The following is a 24,968-nucleotide window of genomic DNA, read 5'->3' on the forward strand; positions in this document are numbered from 1 at the left end:
GTGGGAGCGTCCTTCACCGCCCTCTGGAACCGCGTCTTCGCCGTGCTCGGCCGCGTGTCGATGTACCGCCTCGCGCTGCTCAGCCTCGGCGGGCTCGCCATGATCTCGTTCGCGGTGTCGTTCTTCGGCCTCATCGCGCCCGGTCCGCTCGAGCTCATCGTGACGCTGATCGTGCTCGCGGCCTCGTGCACGCTGGTGGATGCCGTGGCGCAGCGCCTCCTGCACCTGCCCTGGCGCATCGAGTCATCGCTCATCACGGCCCACATCCTCCTCTTCGTGCTGCGTCCGACTCTCGACCTCGCCGGGCTCGCCGGCATCGCCCTCGCGGGCGTCGCGGCGTCGCTCTCCAAATACGTCCTCGCGTGGCGCGGCCGCCACATCTTCAATCCGGCCGCTGTCGGCGCGACCCTGGTCACGGTGCTGAGCATCTGGCTCCCGGGCCTCGGATCGTCCGCCTGGTGGGTCGGCACCCCCGTCCTCGCCGTGCCCGTCGTGCTCGCCGGTCTCGCGGTGCTGTGGCGTACCGAGAAGCTCCGGGTCGTGCTCGTGTTCCTCGTCGTCGCGGTGGCGGTGGCGGTGCTGCGCACCTCCGCGCAGTACCAGGACGCCGGCGTGCCCTTCGACGGGATGTCGCTGTTCTGGCAGATCCTCTGGTCGTCGCCGTTCCTGTTCCTCGGCGCGTTCATGCTGTCCGAGCCGCTCACGCTGCCCCCGCGGCGCTGGCAGCAGTTCCTGGTGGCCGGGGTCGTCGGCGTGCTCGCGGGCTTCCCGATCGACATCGGCGAGATCAGTCTCGGCCAGGAGCGGGCGTTGCTGATCGGCAACCTCGTCGCGTTCGCGTTCTCGTTGCGCGCCGCGGTGAAGCTCACCCTCGAGTCCCGCGATCAGCTGACGCCCACCGTGAAGCAGCTGACGTTCCGCACCCATCGCCCGCTCGCCTTCACGCCCGGCCAGTACCTCGAGCTCGACGTGCCCCATCACCGGCCGGATGCCCGCGGCACCCGCCGCGAATTCAGCATCGCGTCGGCCCCGGAAGACCTGCCGCTCCTGCGCATCGCGTTCCGCGAGTCGGGCTCGCCGAGCGCGAAGCCGCAGAGTTCGTACAAGAAAGCCCTCGCGGCGGTGTCGGCGGGCAGCGACCTGGCCGTCACGGGCGTGTGGGGCGACTTCGTGCTCCCCAAGCGGTCGATGAGCCCCGTCCTCATGGTCGCGGCCGGGATCGGCATCACGCCGTTCGTGTCGCAGCTGCGACAGGCGACCCTCGGCCGCGAGGATCGCGACGTGGTGGTCGTCTACGTCGCCTCGGAGGCATCCGAGCTGGCGTTCCGCGACGACCTCGAGGCGTCCGGCGTGTCCGTGGTGGTGTTCACGCGCGATCGCCCCCAGGACCTCCCGTCGCACTGGCTGTGGGCGCAGGGAGTGCGGCTCGATGCCGAGGGACTCCTCCGGGTCGTGCCCGACATCGCCTCCCGGCACGCCTACATCTCCGGCCCGCCGGGCCTCATCGCCGAACTCGCGCCGGCCCTGGAGCGAGCGCGTTCGATCACGACGGACGCCTTCTCGGGCTACTGAGCCGCCGGGGATCCGGATTCCGGGGGAGCCGGTTTCGCGGGCAGCCGCACCTCGAACGTCGTGTCGCCCGGGGTGCTGCGCACGGAGATCGAGCCGCCATGCGCCTCGACGATCGCGCGGGCGATCGACAGGCCCAGACCCGTGCCGCCGGTCTTGCGTGCGCGGGAGCGGTCGGCGCGGGAGAAGCGCTCGAACAGCTCGTCCTGCACGGCCGGGTCGACACCGGGGCCGTCGTCGTGCACGCGGAGCACGGCATCCGTCCCGTCCTGGAGCACGCTGACCGCCACGGTCGTCCCCGCCGGGGTGTGCGTGCGGGCGTTCGCGAGGAGGTTCGCCGCGACCTGGTGCAGACGCGCCGTATCGCCCGCCAGCAGGACGGGGGCCTCCTCGGCGTCGAGACCCCACGTGTGGTCGGGGCCGGCGACGACCGCGTCGCCGACGGCCTCCATCGCGAGGCGGGTGAGGTCGACGGTTCCGTACACGAGCTCCTGACCCTCGTCGAGGCGCGCGAGCAGCAGCAGATCCTCGACGAGCCTGGTCATCCGCAGCGACTGCGCCTGGATGCGCTCGAGCGACTGCTCGGTCGTCTCCACGACGGTGGTCTCGCCCTGCCGGAGCGCGCGGAGCGACAGCTCCGAGTAGCCTCGGATCGAAGCGAGGGGGGTCCGCAGCTCGTGGCTCGCATCGGCGACGAAGCGCCGCATCCGCTCCTCGTTGCGCTGGCGCGCATCGAGCGACGCGTCGACATGGTCGAGGAGCGTGTTCAGCGCGTGTCCGACCCGGCCGATCTCGGTGCGATCGTCGGCCTCGGCATCCGGGACGCGCTCGTTGATCGAGACTGCGCCCTCCGACATGGGGACGGATGCCACGCGCGTCGCGGTGTCGGCGACGGCGCGCAGCGGCTTCAGACCCGCCCGGATCACGAGGGCGATCGCGGCCCCGAGGATCAGGAGCCCGCCCGCGGTGACCAGCAGCACGGTCGTGATGAGCTGGGTGATCGTGCTCTGCACTTCACTCAGCGAGAGCCCGACGAAGGCGACGTAGTTCTGCGACTGGAACGCTCCGACGCGGTACTCGCCCAGTCCGTCGACCGTCACGGTGGACCGGTCGGCCTCCTGCGGTCCCGCGAGCACCTGGGCGATCTGCCGCGGCGTGAGCTCGGTGATCGTGTCGCCGTCGACGATCGCGCCCGTGTCGGCTCCGCTCGACGAGCGGAGAACGAGGAGCGCTCCGGAGGCCTGGCGGCCCTCGCCGAGCACGTCGGCCGCGGTCAGCGCCACGGACTGGCCGAACGGTCCGCCCTGGAGCTCGAACAGCGACTGGCCGGTCTCCTGCGCCGTCGTGTTCAACCGCGCGTTGAGGTTCTCCTGCAGGACGTTCGAGAGGACCGTGCTCATCGCGAGGGCGACGCCGAGGAGGATGAGGGCGACCGCGCCGGTGATCGTCACCATGAGCCGCGCCTGGAGGCTCCATGGACGGCGGCCGGGGCGCGCGGACGGGGCGAGGGCGTCGGTGGTCACTGGGGTGCTTTGATCATGTATCCGACGCCGCGGACGGTGTGGATGAGCGGCTCGCCCCCCTGATCGATCTTCTTGCGCAGGTAGGAGATGTAGAGCTCCACGACCGAGGAGCGGCCGCCGAAATCGTAGTTCCACACGCGGTCGAGGATCTGCGCCTTCGACACGACGCGGCGCTGGTTGCGCATGAGGTAGCGCAGCAGCTCGAACTCGGTGGCGGTCAGCTCGATCTCGCGGCCCGACCGCTCGACCTCGTGGCTGTCTTCGTTGAGCGACAGATCGGCGACGCGCAGGATCGGCTCGGCGTCGCTTGCGAGCGCCGTGCCCGCTCGGCGCATGAGACCGCGCAGCCGCGCCACGACCTCTTCGAGGCTGAAGGGCTTCGTGACGTAGTCGTCGCCGCCCGCGGTGAGACCGGCGACGCGGTCGCCGACGGAGTCCTTCGCGGTGAGGAACAGCACCGGCACGTCGTTGCCCGACTGGCGCAGCCGCTGCAGCACCGCCATGCCGTCGAGGTCGGGCATCATGATGTCGAGCACCATCGCGTCGGGATCGAAGTCCCGTGCAGCCTGCAGAGCCTGGAATCCGGATGCCGCGGTCTTGACCTCCCACCCCTCCATGCGCAGCGCCATCGAGAGCAGGTCGGTGAGCATCTGCTCGTCGTCGACGACGAGCACGCGAAGGGCCGAGCCGTCGGGACGGTGGAGGGCGGGGGCGGGCGCGGTGGCGGTCATGGGTCCATTGTGCGCCGGTTCCTATGTGCTTCCTATGGAGGAGGCTATGCGTCGTCTGTGAGTCGCGCGCATACCGTTTCCATAGCTTCCTCCACGGTCCCGCATTGCCGCGGTCCCTACGTTCGGTCCCATGTACTTCACCTATCTGCGCCGCGAACTCGCCGGCCGAAAGAAGCAGACGATCATCGTCGCGGCAGGTCTCGCGATCGCGATCGCCCTCGTCATCATCGTGAACTCGCTCTCGACCGGCGTGCGCGACGCGCAAGCGCAGGCCCTCGAGTCGGTCTACGGGGTCGGCACCGACCTGACCGTCTCGGGCGCGGCGGTGGAGCCGGGCGAGGGCGGGGGTCCGCGGTTCGAGTTCGACGAGGACGGCGGAACCACGACCGACGACGGCACGACGAGCCTGAGTCAGTCGCGTCTGGTGACCGACCTCCTCCGAGGCACGCTGGACGCCTCGACGCTGGAGACGGTCGCCGGGATCGACGGGGTGGCCGCGGCATCCGGCGCGCTCAGCCTGACGAACACGACGTTCTCGGGCGAACTGCCGCAGCGACCGGCCGACGGCGAGGCGCCGGCCGCGCCGGGCGCCGGCGGCGATCAGACCCAGGGCGGCGGCTTCGGGGGTGGGGCGTTCGACGTGGATGCGTTCACGGTGCTCGGCATCGACCCGGCGGCCGACGCGGTCGGCCCCCTGTCGGCGGTCACGCTGACCGAAGGGCGCGGGCTCGACGCCGACGACGCGGGGCAGAACGTGGCCGTGCTCGACGCGACCTACGCTGCCGGCGCCGAGATCGGCGTCGGAGACACGATCGACGTCGGCGGCACGGCGATGGAGGTCGTCGGCCTCGTCTCATCGACCTCGAGCGAGGCCGACACCGCCGCGAATGCGTACATCCCGCTCGACGTCGCGCAGTCGATCTCGGGCGCGGGCGACGTGATCTCGACCGTGTACGTCCAGGCCGCTTCCGCCAGCGACATCGCCGCTGTGCAGGCGGCGATCGCGGCCGAGCTGCCGGACGCGACCGTGAGCTCGCAGTCCGACCTCGCTGCCGATGTCTCGGGATCGCTGTCGAGCGCGTCGTCGCTCGTCTCGAACCTCGGCACCTGGCTGTCGTTGATCGTGCTCGCCGTGGCGCTCGCCCTCGCCGTGCTCTTCACCACGTCGGGCGTCTCGCGCCGCACGCGCGAGTTCGGCACCCTCAAGGCGATCGGCTGGTCCAACGGCCGCGTCGTGGGTCAGGTCGCCGGAGAGTCGGTCGTGCAGGGACTCCTCGGCGGGGCTGCCGGCCTCGTGATCGGACTCGCCGGCATCTGGATCATCAATCTGACATCGCCCACGATCTCCGCGTCGCCGACGACGCCGGGGGCGCCCGGCGAAGGCGGACCCGGCGGGGGCGGATTCGGCGGAGGCGGCTTCGGGGCGTTGACGCAGACGGCGCAGGATGTCGTCCTGCACGCGCCGCTCACGATCTGGGTCCTCGTCGCCGCCGTCGGCATCGCCGTCCTCGGAGGACTCGTCGCCGGAGCGTTCGGCGGATGGCGCGCCGCGCGTCTCAGCCCCGCCGAAGCCCTGCGATCGGTGGGCTGACCGTGGACGCCCCCGACATCCTCACCCCTCACGCACCGACAGGAGACCCCGCCATGACCGTCACCGACACGACCCCCGCCCCCCACGAGGCGGATGCGCCGCTCGCGCCGATCTACCGACTCGCCGGCGTGACCCGCACCTACCGTCAGAAGGATCGGATCGTGAAGGCCCTCACCGGCGTCGATCTCGACATCGCGGCGGGGGAGTTCGTCACGATCCAGGGGCCGACGGGAGGCGGCAAGTCGACGCTCCTGCAGCTGCTGGGCGCTCTGGACCGGCCGTCGGCCGGTTCCGTGCTCCTCGCGGGCACCGACATCGCCCAGGCCTCGCCCGCCGAGCTCGGACGCCTCCGTGCCACCGAGATCGGATTCGTGTTCCAGGGGTTCAACCTCATCCCGACCCTGACAGCGCACGAGAACGTCGACATGGCGCTCGAGCCGCTCGGACTGTCGCGGCAGGAGCGCGCCGCCCGGGTGACCGAGGCTCTCGTGCACGTGGGTCTCGACGACCGCGCCGACCACCGGCCGGGGGAGCTCTCCGGCGGTCAGCAGCAGCGTGTCGCGATCGCCCGCGCGATCGTGAAGCGACCCCGTGTGCTGCTGGCGGACGAGCCCACCGGAAATCTCGACGAGAGCATGCGCGATGAGATCCTCACGGTGCTGCAGGCGCTGAACGCCGAGGGCCTGACGCTGATCGTCGTGACCCACGACTCCGCCGTGGCCCGTCGCGCGACCCGTCGGCTGCGACTCGAGAAGGGCACGGTCCGCGACATCACCCGCACCCGGTGAGCGCGGTGGGCGGTCAGGCGCCGGCCGACCGCGCGTAGTCGACGAGGCGATCGAAGACCGCGTCCGTCGAGCTGTCCGGGCTGCCCGGGTGGGGGTGCGCGTCGTACCAGGCCACGACGCGCCGCGCGCCCTCATCGAAGGTGATCGTCGTGCGGAAGTCGGGCACGAGCTGCGTGATCTTCGCCGTGTCGAAGACCATCGAGTGCGATCTGTCGCCCAAGAGTCCGTCGGCGAGGTCGGGAGCGAACGCGGCGATCGCCTGCGATGAGACGTGCACGAGCTCGGCATCCGGGGCGCCGGCGGCCTCGGCCAGCCAGCGGTAGATCTGGTTCCAGGTCGGGGCGTGGGTGCCCGTGATCGTGAAGGCCTCGCCGATCGCGAGCGGGTTCGACAGGAGTCCGGCGATGCCGACCGCGACGTCGTCGGAGTGGGTGAGCGTCCACTGGGTCGTGCCGTCGCCGTGCACGATCACGGGCCTGCCGGACCGCATCCGCTCGATGTCGGTGCCCTGGCCGAGCGTGGGGATGTGGGTCTGGTCGTACGTGTGCGACGGCCGCACGATCGTCGCAGGGAACCCGCGATCCCGGAAGGCGGCGACGAGCAGATCCTCGCAGGCGATCTTGTCGCGCGAGTACTGCCAGAACGGGTTGCGCAGCGGCGTCGACTCGGTGATCGGCAGTGCCTTCGGCGGCTTCTCATACGCGGATGCCGAGCTGATGAAGACGTACTGACCGGTCCGCCCTTCGAACACGTCGATGTCGCGGGTGATGTGCTCCGGAGTGAAGGCGACGAACTGCGCGACGGCGTCATACGACGTGCTCCCGATCGCGGCGCGCACCGATTCCGGATCGCGCAGGTCGCCCACGAGCGTCTTCACCCCCTCGAGACCGGCGAGGCTCGATCGCCCGCGGGTGAGGATCGAGACGTCGTGGCCGAGATCGAGCGAGCGGCGCACGCAGGCCCGGCTGATGACACCGGTTCCGCCGAGATACAGGATGCTGGCCATCTCCCGACCCTACTCGCGCGCCCGCCTCACCTTCCCGCCGTAGGGTTGCACGCATGGCAGTCATCGACACCGGCGTCTATCTCAAGGGCGAGCGCGTCGCCGGCGGACTCACTCCCGAAGAGGCGATCGCCGAGGCGCGCCGCGTGCACGGCGTCGTGTGGATCGGCCTGCACCAGTCCGATGCCGACGAGCTCCGCCGCGTCGGCGAGCTGCTCCTGCTGCATCCGCTCGCCGTCTCGGAGTGTCTGCGCGGCCATCAGCGCGCCAAGCTCGAGCACTACGGCGACCAGACCTTCCTCGTGCTCCAGCCGGCCCGCTACATCGACGAGTCCGAGACGGTGGAGTTCACCGAGATCGGCGTGTTCGTCGGGCCCGACTTCCTCGTCACGGTGCACGTCGAGGGGGACAGCGAAGTCGTGGACGTCCCTCGACTCCGCGAGCGCCTCGAAGCCCACCCCGAAGTCCTGATCCGGGGTTCGTACGCGGGACTGTGGGCGATCCTCGAGAGCATGATGCATCTCTACCTCCCTGTCGCCGACGGTGTGGAGAACGACATCGACGAGATCGAGGAGCAGCTCTTCAACCGCGATGTCGGAGTGTCGCATCGCATCTTCAAACTGCAGCGCGAGGTCATCGATCTGCAGCACGCGACATCGCCGCTGGTCGACATGCTCGATCGTCTGCAGCAGATCGTGGCGGCCGCGTCCGGCAGGACCGATGCGCCGGTCTTCCGCGATCTCGACGACCGCGCACGCCACCTGGTGGCCCGCATCTCCGGGTTCCGGCACACCCTCGACAACGCCCTCACCGTGGATGCGACGCTCGCCGATCAGGCCCGCAACGAGGAGATGCGGCGCATGACGGAGACGAGCCTGGAGCAGAGCGACCAGGTGAAGAAGATCTCCTCGTGGGCGGCCGTGGGCTTCGCGCCCACGATCATCGCCGGGATCTACGGCATGAACTTCCGGTTCATGCCGGAACTGGACCAGTGGTGGGGCTACCCGTTCGCCCTGTCGCTCATGGTCGCCGCCAGCACGACGCTCTACTTCGTGTTCAAGAAGCGCGGCTGGCTCTAGCCCTCGCTGCCTGGACGGATGTCGGGAGTCGGCGCTAGCTTCGGCGCATGGATCTCTCCGCGCTGCGCGCCGCCGTGTCCGGGTCGATCATCGCGGCCGCCGATGAGGGGTGGGATGCGGCGCGCGCGTCGCACGCGGGTTCGGGCTCGCCCGAGGCGATCGTGCGCGTCTCGTCGGTCGACGATGTCAGCGAAGCGGTGCGGTTCGCCGTGCGACAGGATCGAGCCGTCGTCGTGCGCGGCGGCGGACACAGTGCGTGGAGCACGCTCGCCGACGGGGTGATGATCGACCTCGCCGGGCTCGCCGATGTGGAGGTCGTGGGGGCAGCGACGAGGCCCGTCGTGCGGATCGGGGGAGGGGCGGTGTGGGGCGAAGTCGCCCGTGCGCTCGCGCCGCACGCGCTCGGCCTCAGCTCGGGCGACACCGCCTCTGTCGGGGTCGGAGGTCTCACCCTCGGCGGCGGCATCGGGTGGATGGTGCGGGCGTGGGGTCTCGCCGCCGACCAGCTCGTGGGAGCCCAGCTCGTGACCTCGAGCGGCGCGGTCGTCGAGGTGTCGGAGACCGAGCATCCCGAACTGCTCTGGGCGCTCCGCGGGGGCGGGGGCAATTTCGGCGTGGTGACGCGCTTCGACTTCGCCGCTCATCCTCTCCCCGGGGTGGCGTACGCCGAGCTCGATGTCGAGGGCGACGCGCGACCCGTGCTCCGGGCGCTCCGCACTCTGCTGTCTGATGCGCCTCGCGATCTGACGGTGACGTACATGGACGTGCCGTCCATGGATCCGAGCGCGCCGGCCGGCAAGACGATCACCGCGTGCTGGGCCGGCCCTGACGCCGACGCCCTGCGCGCGGCGTTGTCACCTGTCCTCGGGCTCGATGAGGTCCGCGAGGCGCGTCTGAGCGTCTGCGCCTACCCCGACATCCTGCTCGAGCAGCCCGCCGCAGACCCCGATCAGCCGTTGCCCGGCTTCATCGGCGGCAACTCCCTCATCGCCGACCTCGATGACGCCGTCATCGACGGACTCGCAGCCTTCCGGGAGTCGAACGACGCATCCGTGCTGTTCCTGCGTTCCCTCGGCGGTGCGTACGCCGATGTCGCACCCGCCGCGACGCCGTTCCCGGCGCGCGACGCCACATGGTTCGTCATGGCGGGGGCGTTCGACATCCCCGGTCTCGTCGACGACGACGACCGCGTCCGCATCTCGGCGGACTGGGATGCGATCGAGGCGCGCGGCGCGGGCGTGTACGGCAATTTCACCACGACGACGGATCCGACGTTCGTCGGCCGGATGTACTCGGCCGAGGCGATGGCGCGCCTGTCGTCCATCAAGCTCCGGTGGGATCCGCAGAACGTCTTCTCGAGGAATCACAACGTCGTCCCGTTCTGACGGCCAGCATGACCGCGAACCCGATGACGGCGCCGAGCGTGTTCGCCGCGAGATCGCGCACGTCCGCGACGCGGGTGTCGAGGAAGAGCGCCTGACTCAGTTCGATCGTCCCGCTGAGCACGAGTCCTGCGATCGGCGGGATCCACCAGCGGCGTGGGCCGGCCCACAGGACGCACAGGATGCCGAGCGGCACGAACAGCGCGACATTGGCGGCGAACTCGACCACGTCGAACGTGATCCACGCCGTCGCCGGAGATCGTGCGAGCACCGCGAGCACCGACGCGAGGAGTTCGCCGGCCTCGGGGTCGTACGGCGAAGGCCGCAGAGTCAGCCACGCGACGGCGCTGAGATACAGCGCCGTCGCGAGGACGAGAAGGGTGCGACGCCGGGTCAGTGCGTGTCTTCGGCTTCGATCTCGGTGCGGTCGCCCGACCACAGGGTGTGGAAGGTGCCGGGCTTGTCGATGCGCTTGTAGGTGTGTGCGCCGAAGAAGTCGCGCTGGCCCTGGATGAGGGCTGCGGGCAGGCGCTCGGCGCGGAGGCCGTCGTAGTACGCCAGCGACGACGAGAACGCGGGGGCGGGGATGCCGGAGGCGGCCGCGGCCTGCACGATGTCGCGCCACGCCGACTGCGCGCGGCCGAGGGCCTCGACGAAGTACGGAGCGGTGAGCAGCACCGGCAGGGCGGGCTCGGCCGCGTAGGCGTCGGCGATGCGGTTCAGGAACTGGGCGCGGATGATGCAGCCCCCGCGCCAGATCTTGCTGATCGCTCCGAGGTCGATCTGCCAGTCGTACTCGGCCGCACCCGCGCGGATCTCGTCGAAGCCCTGCGAGTACGCGACGATCTTCGAGGCGTAGAGGGCGAGGCGGACCTGCTCGATGAACGCGTCGGGGTCTTCCACGGACAGCGACTGCTCGGGGCCGGGGAGACCGAGCGAGACTTCGCGCTGCTCGGGGTGGCTCGACAGCGACCGGGCGAACGTGGCCTCGGCGATGCCCGAGACGGGGACGCCGAGAGAGAGGGCCGTCTGCACCGTCCAGGCCCCGGTGCCCTTGGCGCCGGCCTGGTCGACGATGACGTCGACGAGGGGGAGGCCGGTGGCGGCATCCACCTGGCGGAGCACCTCGGCGGTGATCTCGATGAGGTACGACTCGAGCTCGCCGGTGTTCCATTCGGCGAAGATGTCGGCGATCTCGGCCGGGCTCTTGCCGGTGCCGCGGCGGATCAGGTCGTAGGCCTCGGCGATGAGCTGCATGTCGGCGTACTCGATGCCGTTGTGCACCATCTTCACGAAGTGGCCGGCGCCGTCGTGGCCGACGTGCGTGACGCACGGCTCGCCCTCGGCGACGGCGGCGATCGAGCGCAGGATCGGGCCGAGCGTGACCCACGACTCGTCGGGGCCTCCGGGCATCAGCGACGGCCCGAGGAGGGCGCCCTCCTCACCGCCCGAGACGCCCATGCCCACGAAGTTGAAGCCGCGCTCGCGCACGGCCTTCTCACGGCGGATGGTGTCGGTGAACAGCGAGTTGCCGCCGTCGACGATGATGTCGCCCTCTTCGAAGACGTTCATGAGCTCGTCGATGACGGCATCCGTCGCCCGGCCGGCCTTGACCATGATGATCGCCGTGCGCGGCTTCTGCAGCGACGCCGCGAACTCCACGTACGACTCCGACGGGACGAACCCGGCCTCGGGGTGCTCCGTGACGAGCTCGTCGGTCTTCGCATACGTGCGGTTGAACACGGCCACCGTGTTGCCCTCGCGCGATGCGAGGTTGCGGGCGAGGTTCGATCCCATCACAGCGAGGCCGACGACGCCGATGTTGGCCGACGCGGCCGCCTCCGATGCGGGAGCGCTTCCGCTGACGGGGCCGGTCTCGCGGGGCACGTCCTCTGCGGCAGGTGCGCTCTCGTGGGCGGTCGCGGCCCGGTGCGGGGCCTGGTCGTGATCGGTCGAGTTCGAGGGCACGCGTACTCCTTGCGATGGATGCGGGGATCCCCTCCAGGGTAGTGCCTCACTACTGCGGGCCGCGGGCTGCGTTACGTTCGTCTCGTGCCTGCCTGCATCGTGGTGATGGGCCCGAGCGGATCGGGCAAGTCGTTCGTGGGCGCCCTTCTCGCCGCTCGCCTCGCGGTGCCCTTCGTCGACGCCGACGACCTGCATCCGCCGGAGAACGTGGCGAAGATGTCGGCCGGCGTCCCGCTCGCCGACGACGACCGGATGCCGTGGCTCGATGTCGTCGGCGCGACGCTGTCGTCGCTGGACGGCGGCGGCGTCATCGCCTGCTCCGCCCTCGCGCGGCGCTACCGCGAGCGCATCCTCGCGGTGTGCCCGGCCGCGCAGTTCGTCGAGCTGCGCGTCACCCGGGACGAGCTCGACGGACGCATGCGCACCCGGCAGCACTTCATGCCGGCTTCGCTCCTGGAGTCGCAGCTGGCCGCGCTCGAGGGTCTCGAGTCCGACGAGCCGGGCGTCGTCGTGGACAACACCGGAGATGCCACGGCGGTCGTGGCGGCGATCGAGAGCCTGCTGAGAGCCCGTCAGTCCTTGCGGTAGGCCGAGCGGCCCATCGTCCAGAAGGCCAGGACGGTGCCGACCAGCCCGACGGCGGTCATGGCGCCGATGATCCAGAGCAGGATGTGCGAGGAGGTGACGGCGTCGATGTCGAACATGGGGTCCTCCGGGCTCGGGAAACGTGCGTCTTCATCGTAGCGGGCCCGCTGGTAGACTTGAGGCTGAACTTCGGCGAGGGATGTCCGTCTCAGGGTGAGGCATCCGTGATCGACGCGGTGATGCAGGCTCCCGGCTTTCCTCACGCGCTCGCGTTCGAGTCGAATCCAGACCACCACCCGGTCCCTGCGTCAGGGGCCCGCAAGGAGAAACCATCATGTCGGAAGACACCAAGGTCGCAGCCGAGCTGCGCGAGAACTTCGGCAAGGGCTACGCCCGTCGCCTCCGCGCCGCCGGCAAGATCCCCGCGGTCATCTACGGCCACGGCACCGACCCCGTGCACGTCGCCCTCCCGGGTCACCAGATGTCGCTGCTCATCCGCCGCGCCAACGTCGTGCTCGAGCTCGACGTCGCCGGCAAGGAGCAGCTCACGCTGGTCAAGGACGTCCAGAAGGACCCCGTGCACCAGGTCATCGAGCACATCGACCTCCTCGTCGTCCGCAAGGGCGAGAAGGTCCAGGTCGACATCCCGATCAACGTCGTGGGCGAGTCGGCCCCCGGCACGATCGTGAACCTCGACGCCGCGAGCATCCTGCTCGAGGTCGAGGCGACCAACATCCCGCAGGGCATCGAGGTCGACGTCGAGGGCCTCGAGGACGGCACGCACATCACGGCCGCCGACCTCAACCTGCCCAAGGGCGCCACGCTCATCGCCGACCCCGAGACGCTGGTCGTCGCCGTGTCGATCCCGGTCGACACGCTCGAGGCCGAGGAAGAGATCGCCGACGCCGACGCGGCCGTCGCCGCCGAGCAGTCGGAGGAAGCGGCCGAGTAAGCCTGCTGTCCCGCGAGACCCTGCTTCCGCATCGACACCCCCGCCCACCGCGCGGGTCTCGATGCAGAGGGAGGGTCTCGCGCGTAGAAGGGAGAGGGATGCATGGCGGAGACATGGCTGGTCATCGGACTCGGCAACCCCGGTCCGCGGTATGAGACCACGCGGCACAACGTCGGTCAGCTCGTCGTCGACGAGCTCGCGGCGCGTCGGGGCGAGACGTTCCGCGCGCACAAGGCGAACGCCCGGGTCGTCGAGACGTGGCTGCGTCCCGGCGGGCCGAAGCTCGTCCTCGCCAAGCCCAACTCCTTCATGAACGTCTCCGGCGGACCCGCCTCCGGCCTCGCGAAGTTCTACGGGGTCGAGGCCGACCACGTCGTCGTCGTGCACGACGAACTCGACATCCCCTTCGACACGATCAAGCTGAAGGTCGGCGGTGGTCACGGCGGTCACAACGGCGTGCGCGATGTCGCGAAGGCGCTCGACACCCCCGACTTCCCCCGCGTGAGGGTCGGCATCGGGCGGCCTCCGGGACGCCAGGATGCCGCCGACTGGGTCCTGGATCCGTTCGGCGCCACGGAACGCCAGACGCTGGGCATCCTGATCGGCGATGCCGCGGATGCCGTCGAGCAGCTCGTGGGCGAGGGGCTCCTCGCGGCGCAGCAGAAGCACCACGCACCGCGGGACTGATCCCGCGGCCCGGCTCTCAGCCGCCGATCCCCGAACCGGCGGTGAGCCCGAGCGACAGAGTGGCCGCCACGGCCGCGAAGAAGACCACGGGACCGAGGGCGGCCACCACGACGGCGATGGTCCCGGGCACCCGGCCTCGCCGGGTGATGAGCGCGATGATCCCCGACACGATCGCCGCGATCCCCAGCGCCGTCCCGGCCCAGAGCGACACTTCGCCCGCGAGAGCCCAGTCGCGTACGGGGGCGAGGACGCTCCAGTCGAAGTCGGCATCGATCGGCGCCGTTGCCGATCCTCGGCCGGCGGCGAGACCGAGCTGCCACGCCGACGCGGCGCCCACGACAGAGGCGCCCAGGGTTCCCAGCACCGCGAGGACGAGGGCCGCGAGCCCGAGGCCCGCACCCGACGGCGCGGTCTCCGGAGGGCGGATGCCCGCCGCCGGCGGGCGGGGCGCGGAATATGGCGCGGCGTACCCGGGGGAGGGCGGGGGATGCGGTGCGTACGCTGCCGCAGCGGCAGGCGCGGAAAGCGACGGCAGGGGCGGAGACGGACGCATCGCCGGCTCGATCGGATCGCTCACGGTCTCATCCTAGGGAGCGCCGATCCGGCGTCGGAGCCCGCGCGTAGACTCGTCCGGTGACAGTTCCCGGGATAGTCCGCGCCCTCGAGCAGGCTGAGCCGTTCCGAGACGCGCTGGCGGCAGCATCCGTCGATGCCGACTTCTCGCTGGTCGAAGGCCTCGGCGCCCCGGCGCTCGCGGCCCTCCTGCAGCGCCGCGGGTCCGCGGGGCATCCGCCCTGCCTGTTCGTCGTCGCCCCCACGGGTCGACGCGCCGAGGCCGTGGGCCCGGCCCTGTCGGCGCTCGTGCCCGGCGTCGAGGTGCTCGACTTCCCCGCGTGGGAGACGCTGCCCCACGAGCGGCTGAGCCCGAGCGCCGAGATCGTCGGCCGTCGGCTCGACACGATCCGCCGCATCGCCCTGTGGGACGGCAGCACGCCCCTCGTCGTCACGGCGTCGGTGCGCGCCGCCCTGCAGCCCATGGCGGCCGGGCTCGCCGACGTGCCGCCCGTGCGATTCATCGTCGGGGAGCGCGGCTTCGATCTCGGCGAGATCACCCGCCGCATGGTCGAGCTCGCCTACGCCCGCGTCGACATGGTGTCGCGTCGTGGCGAGTTCGCCGTCCGCGGCGGCATCCTCGACGTCTTCCCGCCGATCGCCGATCATCCGTACCGCGTGGAGTTCTTCGGCGACGAGGTCGACCAGATCCGGGCGTTCTCCGTCGCCGACCAGCGCTCGCTGCCGGGCGACGTCGCCGAGGTCGAGCTCGTGCCCAGCCGCGAGCTGCTGCTGACCGATGCCGTGCGCAGTCGCGCCCTCGACCTCGCCGACACGCTCCCCGGACTCCGGGGGATGCTGGAGAAGATGGCCGAGGGAATCCCCGTGGAGGGGATGGAGTCGCTCACGCCGGCGCTCGTCGACCGTCTGGTGACCTTCGTGGAGTACTTGCCGAAGGGAGTCGCGACGGCGCTCCTCGACCCCGAGCGCGCCGTCACCCGCGCGCTGACGCTCGGAGAGACGAACCGTGAGTTCCTCGAGGCGGCGTGGAGCGCCGCGACATCCGGAGCCGCCGCGCCCATCGATCTCGGCGCCGGCGACTTCGTCACGCTGCCCGAACTCCAAGGCGCCGTGCGCGCGCGATCAGGCGTGTGGTGGACGCTGTCGAGCTTCGACTCGGGAGAAGCGGATGCCGCGGCCGAGGGTCTGCTCTCGGAAGACCTCGAGGTCGCGCTCCAGGCGCAGGTCACCGTGCGGGTGCCGGGCACACCGGTGCCGTCGTTCCAGGGCAACGTCGACGGAGCGACGACCCACGTGGGGGAGCTTCTCGCCCAGGGCTGGCGCGTCGTGGTCGCCGCATCCGGCGTCGGACTCGTCGAGCGCGCGCGTGATGTGCTCGCCGAGCGCGGCATCGCGGCCCGCAAGGTCGAGGCGATCCTCGACGCCCCCGAGCCCGGCGTGGCCCACATCGTCTGCGCGACGCTCGAGCGCGGATTCGAAGCGCCCGAGGCGAAGCTCGCGGTGCTCACCGAGGCCGAGTTCTACGGACGAACGATCGGCGGCGACAACCGGGTCGTCAAGAAGCTCGCCTCCCGCCGCCGCAACGTCGTCGACCCGCTGCAGCTCAAGCCCGGCGACAACGTCGTGCACGCGACCCACGGCATCGGGCGGTTCGTCGAGCTGACCCAGCGCGAAGTGTCCAGCGGGGGGCGCAATCCGGTCAAGACCACGCGCGAGTACCTCGTGCTCGAGTACGCGCCGTCCAAGCGCGGATACCCGGGCGACAAGCTGTTCGTCCCCACCGATCAGCTCGATCTGCTGTCGAAGTACGTCGGCGGTGAAGCGCCCACGTTGTCGAAGATGGGCGGCAGCGACTGGTCGGCCGCCAAGGGCAAGGCCCGCAAGGCGGTGCGCGACATCGCCGTCGAGCTCGTCAAGCTGTACTCGGCGCGGATGGCGGCGAAGGGATACGCCTTCGGACCCGACACGCCGTGGCAGCGCGAGCTCGAAGAGGCGTTCCCGTTCGCCGAGACGCCCGATCAGCTGCAGACGATCGACGAGATCAAGGCCGACATGGAGAAGCCGATCCCCATGGATCGACTGCTCTCGGGTGACGTCGGCTTCGGCAAGACCGAGGTCGCCGTGCGGGCCGCGTTCAAGGCGATCCAGGACGGCAAGCAGGTCGCGATGCTCGTGCCGACGACGCTCCTCGTGAAGCAGCACTTCGAGACCTTCACCGAGCGCTTCGCCGGGTTCCCGGTCAAGGTGAAGGCGCTGTCGCGATTCCAGACCGACAAGCAGGCGCGCGACGTCCTCGCGGGTCTCACCGACGGCACGGTCGACATGGTGATCGGGACGCATCGCATCCTCACCGAGAAGGTGATCTTCAAAGACCTCGGGCTCATGATCATCGACGAGGAGCAGCGGTTCGGTGTCGAGCACAAGGACGCGCTGAAGAAGCTCAAGACGAACGTCGACATCCTCGCGATGAGCGCGACGCCCATTCCGCGCACGCTCGAGATGGCGGTCACCGGCATCCGCGAGATGTCGTCGCTTCAGACGCCGCCCGAAGACCGGCATCCGATCCTGTCGTATGTCGGACCGCGCAACGACAAGCAGATCGCCGCGGCGATCCGGCGCGAGCTGCTGCGCGAGGGCCAGGTGTTCTTCGTGCACAACCGCGTGCAGTCGATCCAGCGCGTCGCCGCCGACCTCGCCGAGCTCGTGCCCGAGGCGCGCATCGCCGTCGCCCACGGTCAGATGGGCGAGCACGCGCTCGAAGAGGTGGTGGATGCCTTCTGGGAGCGCCGCTCCGACGTGCTGGTGTGCACGACCATCGTGGAGACCGGGCTCGACATCTCCAACGCCAACACGATCATCATCGATCGCGCGGACAAGTACGGTCTGTCGCAGCTGCACCAGCTCCGCGGACGGGTCGGGCGTGCGCGGGAGCGGGCGTACGCGTACTTCCTGTACGACGAGATGAAGCCGCTGTCCGAGACCGCGGCCGATCGCCTCGAGACGATCGCCGTCAACAACGACCTGGGCTCCGGCATGCAGGTGGCCTTGAAAGACCTCGAGATCCGCGGTGCCGGCAATCTGCTCGGCGCGGAGCAGGCCGGTCACATCGCCGGGGTCGGCTTCGACCTCTATCTCCGCATGATCGGCGAGGCCGTCGCGACGTTCCGCGGCGACGAGGTCGAGGGTCCGACCGAGCTGCGGCTCGAGCTGCCTGTGCAGGCGCGCATCCCCGAGTCCTACATCGACAGCGAGCGTCTCCGCCTCGAGGCGTACCAGAAGCTCTCGGCGGCGGCATCGGTCACCGCGAAGGACGACTCGCTCGACCTGGTGATCGAAGAGCTCACCGATCGCTACGGCGAGCCGCCGGCCGAGGTGGAAGGACTCGTCGCCGTCGCTCGGCTGCGGCGCCGTGCGGCGCAGGCGGGCCTTGCGGATGTCGTGGCGATGGGGCCGAACCTCCGCATCGCCCCGGCGAACCTCGCCGACTCGATGAAGGTCAGGCTGCAGCGGCTCTATCCGAAGGCGAAGCTCGTGTCGGGCAGCGACGCCGTCGTGGTGCCCCTGCCGACGGCCGGAGGCGCGGTGGTGTCCGATGCCGACCTCATCGGGTGGGTCGGGCAGCTGATCGAGCAGATGTGGCCGGCGCCGAAGGCCGCCGACGCCCCGGTGGCGGCTCCTGTCGATTGACGGGGGAGCGGCGCCTCGCGACGATGGGCTGATGGTCGATCAGCAGCGGATCTGGGACGACGTCGCGGCGCGGCAGTACGACACTCCGGGCGAGGGGATGTTCGCGCCCGAGGTGCTCGGCCCGGCGATCGAGGTGCTCGCGGCGCTCGCAGACGGCGGCTCCGCCGTCGAGTTCGCCGTCGGCACCGGTCGCATCGCGATCCCGCTGGCCGAGGCGGGTGTTCGGGTGAGCGGCATCGAACTGTCGCACGCGATGATCGCGAGGTTGCGCGAGAAGGTCTCGGACGACGTGATCCCGGTCGTGCAGGGCGACATGACGTCGGCATCGGCGGGAGAGGGATTCTCGCTCGCGATCCTGGTCTTCAACACGATCTCGAACCTGCTCACGCAGGACGCACAGGTCGAGTGCTTCCGCAACGCGGCGCGGCATCTGATTCCCGGCGGGCGGTTCGTGATCGAGCTGTGGGTCCCGCAGCTGCGCGCGCTGGCTCCGGGGCATCGTGGGACGGTCGAGGTGTTCGAGCCCGGCTACCTGCTGGTCGACACGGTCGACACGCTGACCCAGCACCTGGTCTCGCATCATGTGCGGTTCGGCGCCGCGCTGGAGGACGGACGGGATGCCGTGATCGGCCGGTCGCCGCACCGGTACATCTGGCCGAGCGAACTCGATCTGATGGCGCGGCTGGCGGGATTCGAGCGGGAATCACGGTGGGCGGACTGGGACCGCAGCGAGTTCACGGGGGAGTCGACGAGCCATGTGTCGGTGTACCGGCTCGTCGGCTGACCCCGGCCCCGCCACGGGCGGGTCGCGAGCTCAGCCGGCCGGACGCCGGCGCACGACAATCAGAGGCACGGCGAGCCCCAGCGCCAGCACGAGCGGCAGCGGCGTCATCGTCGCGAGAGCCACCGCCGCACCCAGGCCGGCCAGGACGGCGGCGAGCGTCCACGCGGTCACGAGAATCCACCGGGGTGCGGCATCCATGACGGCAGTCTCGCACGCCGCCCGCGCATCGCCCATCGACTCCCAGCGGTCTCCCACGCGCGGCACCCCGCGGCTCTATCCTGGAACGCGATGCACGACGAACATCACCGGCTGATCGCGTGGGATGCCGAGCTTCGCGAGGCGCACCGCCGGCTGCGGCGGGCTCTCCGCGCTGCGCAGGAGTCGGCATCCGCTTCGATCGCCGGCGGGAGTGACGGCGGGGCGCCGACCCGGGACCTGCTCCTGTACTGCCACGGTTTCTGCCTCGCGCTCTCGGCGCACCACCTGGGCGAAGACGGCGCGCTGTTCCCCGCCCTGGAGGCCCGGCATCCTCGCCTGCGCGAACTGATCGGGAAGCTGCGACAGGATCACAGCATGATCGCGCACCTGCTGACCCAGTTGGATCATGCGGTCGCCTCCCACGCGGGCGTCGAGCACCTCGGCCGACATCTCGAGGGGCTCTCGGCCATCATGGAGTCCCATTTCCGCTACGAGGAGCGGGAGCTGCTCGACATTCTGCGCGAGCTCGATCTCGACGCCGATCCCCACGCCGTGCTCGGTCCGCTGTGAGCGCTCTCGTGGCCGCGACGGACGACGACATCTCCGACGTGCGCTCGTTCCTCGCCGAGGCCGACCTGACCCTCAGCGGTCTCGATGCGGCATCCGTCCGCCTGTGGATCGAACGCGACGACGGCGGGCGGATCGTCGGCGCCACCGGATTCGAGCTGAGCGGCGACGCTCGTCACGCGCTCATTCGCAGCGTCGCCGTCGCATCCGACCGACGTGCGCAGGGGAGGGGCAGCGCGCTCGCGCGCTTCGCGCTGGAGCGGGCGACGGATGCCGGAGCCGGCACCGCCTGGCTCTTCAGCCGCCGCTCCGGGCCGTTCTGGCAGAGCCTGGGCTTCGCGCGCGCCGACATCGCCGAGCTCGCCGCAGCGCTCGCCGACACGCACCAGGTGCGTCTCTTCCGAGAGACCGGCCAGCTCGACCGCGAGGTCGCGTGGTCGCGGCCGCTCGCCACGGCCTCCTAGATCACGCCCTGCGCGAGCATCGCGTGCGCGACGCGCTCGAACCCCGAGGCGTTCGCACCCACGACATAGTCGCCGGGGTGTCCGTAGCGCTCGGCCGCGTCGAACGCCGAATCGTGCACGTTCTTCATGATGACGCGCAGCTTCGCCTCGCTGTCGTCGAACGACCACCGCTGGCGGGCTGCGTTCTGGCTCATCTCCAGGGCGGATGTCGCGACGCCGCCGGCGTTCGCGGCCTTCCCCGGCCCGAACAGCACGCCGGCCGCCCGCAGAGCGGCGATCGCACCGGGCGTGGAGGGCATGTTCGCCCCTTCGACCACGGCGCGGACGCCGCCGGCGATGAGCGCCGCGGCATCCGATTCGTCGAGCTCGTTCTGCGTCGCCGACGGGATCGCGATGTCGACGGCGACCTCCCACGGTCGCGCACCCTCGACGAATCGCGCCGACGGTCGCCGCACGGCGTACTCCGAGATGCGCGCGCGATCGATCTCCTTCACCTGGCGGAGGAGACCCACGTCGATCCCGGCATCGTCGACGACGTAGCCGGATGAGTCGGATGCGGTCACCGGGACCGCTCCGAGCTGCCACGCCTTGTCGATCGCGTAGATCGCGACGTTGCCCGAACCCGACACGGCGACGCGTTTTCCCTCGAGCGACCCGCCGTCGACGGCGAGCATCTCCTCGGCGAAGAACACGGCCCCGTACCCGGTGGCCTCGGTGCGCACCTCGGCGCCGCCCCACTGCACGCCCTTGCCGGTGAACATGCCGGACTCGTGGCGGTTGGTGATCTTGCGGTACTGGCCGAACAGGTAGCCGATCTCTCGCGCACCCACGCCGATGTCGCCCGCGGGAACGTCGGTGTGCTCGCCGAGGTGGCGGTACAGCTCGTTCATGAACGACTGGCAGAACCGCATGATCTCGGCATCCGTCCGCCCGTGCGGATCGAAGTCGCTGCCCCCCTTCGCGCCGCCGATGCCCTGGCCGGTGAGCGCGTTCTTGAAGATCTGCTCGAATCCCAGGAACTTGATGATCGACAGGTTCACCGACGGGTGGAAGCGCAGGCCGCCCTTGTAGGGCCCGAGCACGGAGGAGAACTGCACCCGGAAGCCCCGGTTGACCTGCAGGACGCCGGCGTCGTCGACCCACGGCACGCGGAAGATGATCTGGCGCTCCGGCTCGACGATGCGCTCGGCGATGCCGCCGCTGACGAACTGCGGATGGCGCTCGAGCACGGGGGCGATCGAGTGGAGCACCTCGTGCACGGCCTGCTGGAACTCCGGCTCATGGGGGTTCCGAGCCTGGACCGCGTCGAACACGGGGCGGACGGAGGCGGGCAGCACGGCGAGGGTCTCGATCACGGTGGAGCTTTCTGTGCGAGGCGTCGGGGGCGGTTCGAGGCGAACCTCCCCACCCTAGCCCGAGGCCGCAGCGGGCCACGGGCGTGTGACGGGCCCCGGCGCTACGCTGGCGGAACACACCCCCAGGGAGGTCCGCCATGCAGTTCGAGCACCTCGGAGCACGTCCCCGCATCCATCCGTCCGCCGTCATCGCCCCCACCGCGGTCATCAGTGGAGACGTCGAGATCGGCGCGGACTGCCAGGTGCTGCACGGCGCCGTGATCACCGCCGAGGGCGGCCCCCTCACGCTCGCCGAGAACGTCATCGTCATGGAGAACGCGCTCCTCAGAGCGAGCGCGACCAACCCCGTGCACATCGGCGCGCACTCCCTGGTCGGTCCGATGGCGAGCGTGTCGGGCGCGACGGTCGGCGACGAGGTCTTCCTCGCCACAGGCACGCGCGTGTTCAACGGCGCGCGCGTCGGCGACCGCAGCGAAGTGCGCATCAACGCGGTCGTGCACCTGCGCACGACGCTCCCCGCCGACTCGATGGTGCCGATCGGCTGGGTGGCCGTCGGCGACCCCGTGCAGATCCTCCCGCCCGATCGGCACGAGGAGATCTGGGCCGCCCAGAAGGAGCTCGATTTCCCGGGCTACGTCTTCGGCCTCGACCGTGAGACGCCGGATCTCATGATGCAGCTCACCGAGCGCTACGGGCGCAGCCTCGCGCGCCATGCTCACGACACGCGCGTGGACTGACGGGATGCCGTCACGGCGGCGGTAGCCCGATCAGCCGGTGTTCTGGAGTCCGGCCGCCACGCCGTTGACCGACAGCAGCAGCAGGCGCTGCTGGTCCGGATCGCCCGGAAGCCCCTCCGCCGCCGTGTCGCGGAGCGCCCGGAGTGCCCGCAGCTGCAGCAGCGACAGCGCGTCGACGTAAGGGCTGCGCATCTTGACGGCGCGCTGCAGGATGGGGCGGTTGTCCAGGAGCTCGGATCCGCCGGTCACCCGTTCGACCCACGAGCGGGTGAGGAGCATCTCGTCCATCACGAGATCGGCGAGGTCGGCGCGATCGCCGAGATCGAGGTAGTTGCGCGCGATGCGCATGTCGGACTTCGCGAGACTCATCGCCACGTTGTCGATCAGCGTGCGAAGGAGCGGCCAATCGCCGTAGGCGCGGCGAAGCAGCTCTTCGTCGCCGACGGCCTCGAGCGCGGAGCCCAAGCCGAACCAGCCGGCGAGGTTGATGCGAGCCTGCGTCCACGCGAACACCCAGGGGATCGCCCGGAGGTCTTCCAGCGACTCGACCGAGAGGCCGCGGCGCGCCGGACGGGATCCGAGGGCGAGCAGCCCGATCTCCTCCATGGGGGTCACCTGGGCGAACCAGGGCGCGAAGCCCGGTGCCTTCACGAGGGAGAAGAAGCGCTCGCGGGAGGCGGTGTCCATCGTCGCGGCGACGTCGGCGTACCGCTCGGCCGCATCGCGGTTGCGCTGCTCGATCGAGGGGGACGAGGCCAGCAGCACGGCAGCGGCGACCTGGTCGATGTGGCGCATGGCGATGGCGGGATCGCCGTACCGGGCGAAGATCACCTCACCCTGCTCGGTGAGCTTGAACCGCCCGTCGACCGAGTGCGGGGGCTGGGCGAGCACGGCCGAGTTCGCCGGTCCGCCGCCGCGCCCGAGCGCCCCGCCGCGGCCGTGGAACAGCGTCAGCTCGATGCCGACCTCTTCGGCCCACGCGGCGATGTGCGCCTGCGCCTCGTACAGCGCGAGGTTCGCAGCGACCGGTCCGACATCCTTCGACGAATCGGAGTAGCCGAGCATGACCTCCAGGCGGCGGTCGGTCGCAGCGAGACGCGCGACGAAGTCGGGGTTCTCGACGATCTCCGCCAGGATGCGCGGCGCCGCCTGCAGATCGGCGAACGTCTCGAACAGCGGGATGACGTCGAGCACCGGCGGGACGCCCTCGGGGCCGACCGCATAGCGCGCGAGGCGGTGCACGTTCGCGAGGTCCTGCGAGGACTGCGTGAACGACACGATGTAGCGACCGGCCGCGCGCGGGCCGAAGCGCTCCTGCACGTACGCGATCGCGCGGAACACGTCGAGCACCTCTTCGGCCTGCTCCGAGTACCCGTCGGCGGGACGCGGACCCGACTCGAGCTCGGCGAGCACCTTCGCGTGCACGGCGGAGTGCTGCCGCACCTCGAGTTCGGCGAGATGGAATCCGTACGTCTCGACCTGCCACAGCAGCTGCTGGAGGTGTCCGTAGGCCTGGCGGGGTGCTCCGGCCTGCACGAGCGAGCCCTGCACGGTGCGCAGATCGGCCAGGAGGTGCTCGGGATCGCGGTACGCGAGGTCGGCGTCGCGCGTGCGGGTGGCTGCGATCTTGCGGGCGATCATCAGCAGCACGCGGCGGTGCGGCTCGTCGGGCGAGCGCTTCGCCACGTCGGCGGCGGCCTCTTCGTCGGATCCGCGCAGACGCTGCCAGAGGGCGACGAGCGCATCGCTGGGAGGCGTCGTGGTGGCGTCCACGGTGAGCGTGCGGCCGATGCGGAGCGTCGTGCTCTCCAGGCCCCGCAGGATGTGCTCGCTCGCGATCCCGGCGGCCTTGCGGGTGACGGATGCCGTGACGAACGGGTTGCCGTCGCGGTCGCCGCCGACCCACGATCCGATGCGGACGAACGGCTTGACGATCGGCGCGCGGCCGCCGGCCGCAGGCCCCTGCAGGGCGTCGTCGACCCGCCGATAGACGTGCGGCACGGCCGTGTACAGCGTCTCGTCGAAGACGGCCATGACGGCGCGCACCTCGTCGGTGGGCGCGGGCTTCTCAGGGCGCAGCGGTGCCGTGCGCCACAGGGTGTCGATCTCCTCGAGCATGCGTCGCTCGGCGCGCCGCTGATCGGCGCCGTTGCGCAGCGACGCCTCGTGCTCGGTGAGCAGGGCGGCCAGGCGCCGGATGCTGGTCGAGATCGCGCGGCGGCGGGCTTCGGTCGGGTGCGCGGTGAACACCGGGTGGAAGCGGAGGTTCTGAAGGCGCTGCAGGGCGGTGTCGTCGCCGACCTCGCGGGCGAGGTGCATGTAGGCCGCCGCGATCGAGTCGGTCGCGTCCTCCTTGTCGGGGCGACCGTCGCGCTCGCGGAGGACGCGCACGCGCTGCGTCTCCTCGGCGAGGTTGACGAGGTGGAAGTACGCCGTGAACGCCCGCGCGACCTCGTGCGCGCGCTGGAGGTCGAACGAGTCGGCGATCGCCTCGGCACGGGCGAAGGCCTCGGGGGTCTCGTCGGTGTAGGCCTGGATCGTGGCGACCCGCAGTCGTTCGACGTCTTCGTACAGGCCCGGGGTGCCGCTCTCGCGCAGCACGCGACCCAGCAGGGCCCCGAGCATGCGGACGTCGGAGCGCATCCGCTCCGGGATCTCCTGGCCGGCTTCGAAGCGTCCGACGAGGTCGATGGCTTCGGTCTGGGTGAGCTCGCGCATCGTTCCACGCTATCGCCGACGTGTTTC

The 24,968-nt window shown here is 70.6% G+C and carries 23 protein-coding genes; 13 read left to right on the top strand and 10 right to left on the bottom strand.

Annotation, left to right across the window (positions count from 1 at the left end):
• Nucleotides 1–1,572, top strand: coding sequence for an FAD-dependent oxidoreductase (locus tag B0B14_RS03895; protein WP_076680186.1), 1,572 nt, complete (start codon nucleotides 1–3; stop codon nucleotides 1,570–1,572).
• Here the strand turns inward: B0B14_RS03895 and B0B14_RS03900 are convergent.
• Both B0B14_RS03900 and B0B14_RS03905 read right to left on the bottom strand, forming a co-directional pair.
• Nucleotides 1,566–3,092 (bottom strand): sensor histidine kinase, encoded by a 1,527-nt coding sequence (locus tag B0B14_RS03900; RefSeq protein WP_372236630.1) that lies wholly within the window; start codon nucleotides 3,090–3,092, stop codon nucleotides 1,566–1,568. The two genes, B0B14_RS03895 and B0B14_RS03900, sit on opposite strands and share 7 nt — an antisense overlap.
• A complete protein-coding gene (locus B0B14_RS03905) occupies nucleotides 3,089–3,823 on the bottom strand; it encodes a response regulator transcription factor (protein ID WP_076680187.1) in 735 nt (244 codons plus the stop codon). Before B0B14_RS03905 ends, B0B14_RS03900 begins: the two co-directional genes overlap by 4 nt.
• A 130-nt stretch (nucleotides 3,824–3,953) precedes the next feature.
• On the opposite strand from B0B14_RS03905, the gene B0B14_RS03910 reads away from it, so the two are divergent.
• Both B0B14_RS03910 and B0B14_RS03915 read left to right on the top strand, forming a co-directional pair.
• Complete coding sequence (locus B0B14_RS03910) at nucleotides 3,954–5,414, top strand: ABC transporter permease (protein ID WP_076680188.1); 1,461 nt, start codon at nucleotides 3,954–3,956, stop codon at nucleotides 5,412–5,414.
• 53 nt (nucleotides 5,415–5,467) lie between these two features.
• Nucleotides 5,468–6,202 (top strand): ABC transporter ATP-binding protein, encoded by a 735-nt coding sequence (locus B0B14_RS03915; protein WP_179085262.1) that lies wholly within the window; start codon nucleotides 5,468–5,470, stop codon nucleotides 6,200–6,202.
• A gap of 13 nt (nucleotides 6,203–6,215) precedes the next feature.
• Here the strand turns inward: B0B14_RS03915 and B0B14_RS03920 are convergent, their stop codons facing one another.
• Nucleotides 6,216–7,208 (bottom strand): SDR family oxidoreductase, encoded by a 993-nt coding sequence (locus B0B14_RS03920; protein WP_076680189.1) that lies wholly within the window; start codon nucleotides 7,206–7,208, stop codon nucleotides 6,216–6,218.
• A gap of 53 nt (nucleotides 7,209–7,261) precedes the next feature.
• Between B0B14_RS03920 and B0B14_RS03925 the strand changes: the two genes are divergently transcribed.
• Nucleotides 7,262–8,284 carry a magnesium and cobalt transport protein CorA gene (locus tag B0B14_RS03925; RefSeq protein ID WP_076680190.1) on the top strand — a complete coding sequence of 341 codons (1,023 nt, stop codon included), beginning with the start codon at nucleotides 7,262–7,264 and terminating at the stop codon, nucleotides 8,282–8,284.
• Nucleotides 8,285–8,331: 47 nt separating this feature from the next.
• Nucleotides 8,332–9,669, top strand: coding sequence for an FAD-binding oxidoreductase (locus B0B14_RS03930; protein ID WP_076680191.1), 1,338 nt, complete (start codon nucleotides 8,332–8,334; stop codon nucleotides 9,667–9,669).
• Here the strand turns inward: B0B14_RS03930 and B0B14_RS03935 are convergent.
• Both B0B14_RS03935 and gndA read right to left on the bottom strand, forming a co-directional pair.
• Complete coding sequence (locus B0B14_RS03935) at nucleotides 9,608–10,105, bottom strand: VanZ family protein (protein WP_256714246.1); 498 nt, start codon at nucleotides 10,103–10,105, stop codon at nucleotides 9,608–9,610. The genes B0B14_RS03930 and B0B14_RS03935 overlap by 62 nt on opposite strands.
• Nucleotides 10,060–11,553 carry an NADP-dependent phosphogluconate dehydrogenase gene (gene gndA, locus B0B14_RS03940; protein ID WP_256714336.1) on the bottom strand — a complete coding sequence of 498 codons (1,494 nt, stop codon included), beginning with the start codon at nucleotides 11,551–11,553 and terminating at the stop codon, nucleotides 10,060–10,062. Before gndA ends, B0B14_RS03935 begins: the two co-directional genes overlap by 46 nt.
• Before the next feature lie 186 nt (nucleotides 11,554–11,739).
• Here gndA and B0B14_RS03945 point away from each other — a divergent pair, with 186 nt between their 5' ends.
• A complete protein-coding gene (locus tag B0B14_RS03945) occupies nucleotides 11,740–12,222 on the top strand; it encodes a gluconokinase (RefSeq protein ID WP_076680193.1) in 483 nt (160 codons plus the stop codon).
• On the opposite strand, the gene B0B14_RS16710 is transcribed toward B0B14_RS03945, so the two are convergent.
• Nucleotides 12,207–12,338 (bottom strand): hypothetical protein, encoded by a 132-nt coding sequence (locus B0B14_RS16710; protein ID WP_256714247.1) that lies wholly within the window; start codon nucleotides 12,336–12,338, stop codon nucleotides 12,207–12,209. The two genes, B0B14_RS03945 and B0B14_RS16710, sit on opposite strands and share 16 nt — an antisense overlap.
• Nucleotides 12,339–12,553: 215 nt before the next feature.
• Between B0B14_RS16710 and B0B14_RS03950 the strand changes: the two genes are divergently transcribed.
• Together B0B14_RS03950 and pth are read left to right on the top strand one after the other, a co-directional pair.
• A complete protein-coding gene (locus B0B14_RS03950; RefSeq protein ID WP_076680194.1) occupies nucleotides 12,554–13,171 on the top strand; it encodes a 50S ribosomal protein L25/general stress protein Ctc in 618 nt (205 codons plus the stop codon).
• 102 nt (nucleotides 13,172–13,273) lie between these two features.
• Complete coding sequence (gene pth, locus B0B14_RS03955; RefSeq protein WP_076680195.1) at nucleotides 13,274–13,858, top strand: aminoacyl-tRNA hydrolase; 585 nt, start codon at nucleotides 13,274–13,276, stop codon at nucleotides 13,856–13,858.
• Between the two features lie 16 nt (nucleotides 13,859–13,874).
• Here the strand turns inward: pth and B0B14_RS03960 are convergent, their stop codons facing one another.
• Nucleotides 13,875–14,435, bottom strand: a complete 561-nt coding sequence (locus B0B14_RS03960) for a hypothetical protein (protein ID WP_076680196.1) — start codon at nucleotides 14,433–14,435, stop codon at nucleotides 13,875–13,877.
• Between the two features lie 56 nt (nucleotides 14,436–14,491).
• Between B0B14_RS03960 and mfd the strand changes: the two genes are divergently transcribed.
• Both mfd and B0B14_RS03970 read left to right on the top strand, forming a co-directional pair.
• Nucleotides 14,492–18,118: a transcription-repair coupling factor gene (gene mfd / locus B0B14_RS03965; protein WP_076680197.1), complete on the top strand. Its 3,627-nt coding sequence runs from the start codon at nucleotides 14,492–14,494 to the stop codon at nucleotides 18,116–18,118.
• Between the two features lie 31 nt (nucleotides 18,119–18,149).
• Entirely contained in the window at nucleotides 18,150–18,902 is a 753-nt protein-coding gene (locus tag B0B14_RS03970; RefSeq protein ID WP_076680198.1) for a class I SAM-dependent methyltransferase, read from the top strand.
• Between the two features lie 30 nt (nucleotides 18,903–18,932).
• On the opposite strand, the gene B0B14_RS03975 is transcribed toward B0B14_RS03970, so the two are convergent.
• Complete coding sequence (locus B0B14_RS03975; RefSeq protein ID WP_076680199.1) at nucleotides 18,933–19,166, bottom strand: hypothetical protein; 234 nt, start codon at nucleotides 19,164–19,166, stop codon at nucleotides 18,933–18,935.
• Nucleotides 19,167–19,190: 24 nt separating this feature from the next.
• Here B0B14_RS03975 and B0B14_RS03980 point away from each other — a divergent pair, with 24 nt between their 5' ends.
• Complete coding sequence (locus B0B14_RS03980) at nucleotides 19,191–19,670, top strand: hemerythrin domain-containing protein (RefSeq protein WP_076680200.1); 480 nt, start codon at nucleotides 19,191–19,193, stop codon at nucleotides 19,668–19,670.
• The gene (locus B0B14_RS03985; RefSeq protein WP_076680201.1) at nucleotides 19,667–20,131 is read left to right on the top strand and encodes a GNAT family N-acetyltransferase; all 465 of its coding nucleotides are present in this window, start codon (nucleotides 19,667–19,669) and stop codon (nucleotides 20,129–20,131) included. Before B0B14_RS03980 ends, B0B14_RS03985 begins: the two co-directional genes overlap by 4 nt.
• On the opposite strand, the gene gdhA is transcribed toward B0B14_RS03985, so the two are convergent.
• Nucleotides 20,128–21,468 (bottom strand): NADP-specific glutamate dehydrogenase, encoded by a 1,341-nt coding sequence (gene gdhA / locus B0B14_RS03990; RefSeq protein WP_076681260.1) that lies wholly within the window; start codon nucleotides 21,466–21,468, stop codon nucleotides 20,128–20,130. The genes B0B14_RS03985 and gdhA overlap by 4 nt on opposite strands.
• Nucleotides 21,469–21,623: 155 nt before the next feature.
• Between gdhA and B0B14_RS03995 the strand changes: the two genes are divergently transcribed.
• Complete coding sequence (locus tag B0B14_RS03995; RefSeq protein ID WP_076680202.1) at nucleotides 21,624–22,223, top strand: gamma carbonic anhydrase family protein; 600 nt, start codon at nucleotides 21,624–21,626, stop codon at nucleotides 22,221–22,223.
• Nucleotides 22,224–22,253: 30 nt separating this feature from the next.
• On the opposite strand, the gene B0B14_RS04000 is transcribed toward B0B14_RS03995, so the two are convergent.
• The gene (locus B0B14_RS04000; RefSeq protein WP_076680203.1) at nucleotides 22,254–24,941 is read right to left on the bottom strand and encodes a phosphoenolpyruvate carboxylase; all 2,688 of its coding nucleotides are present in this window, start codon (nucleotides 24,939–24,941) and stop codon (nucleotides 22,254–22,256) included.
• Between the last annotated feature and the right edge of the window lie 27 nt (nucleotides 24,942–24,968).

The organism is Microbacterium sp. RU33B (genome assembly GCF_900155915.1).
Lineage (GTDB): Bacteria > Actinomycetota > Actinomycetes > Actinomycetales > Microbacteriaceae > Microbacterium.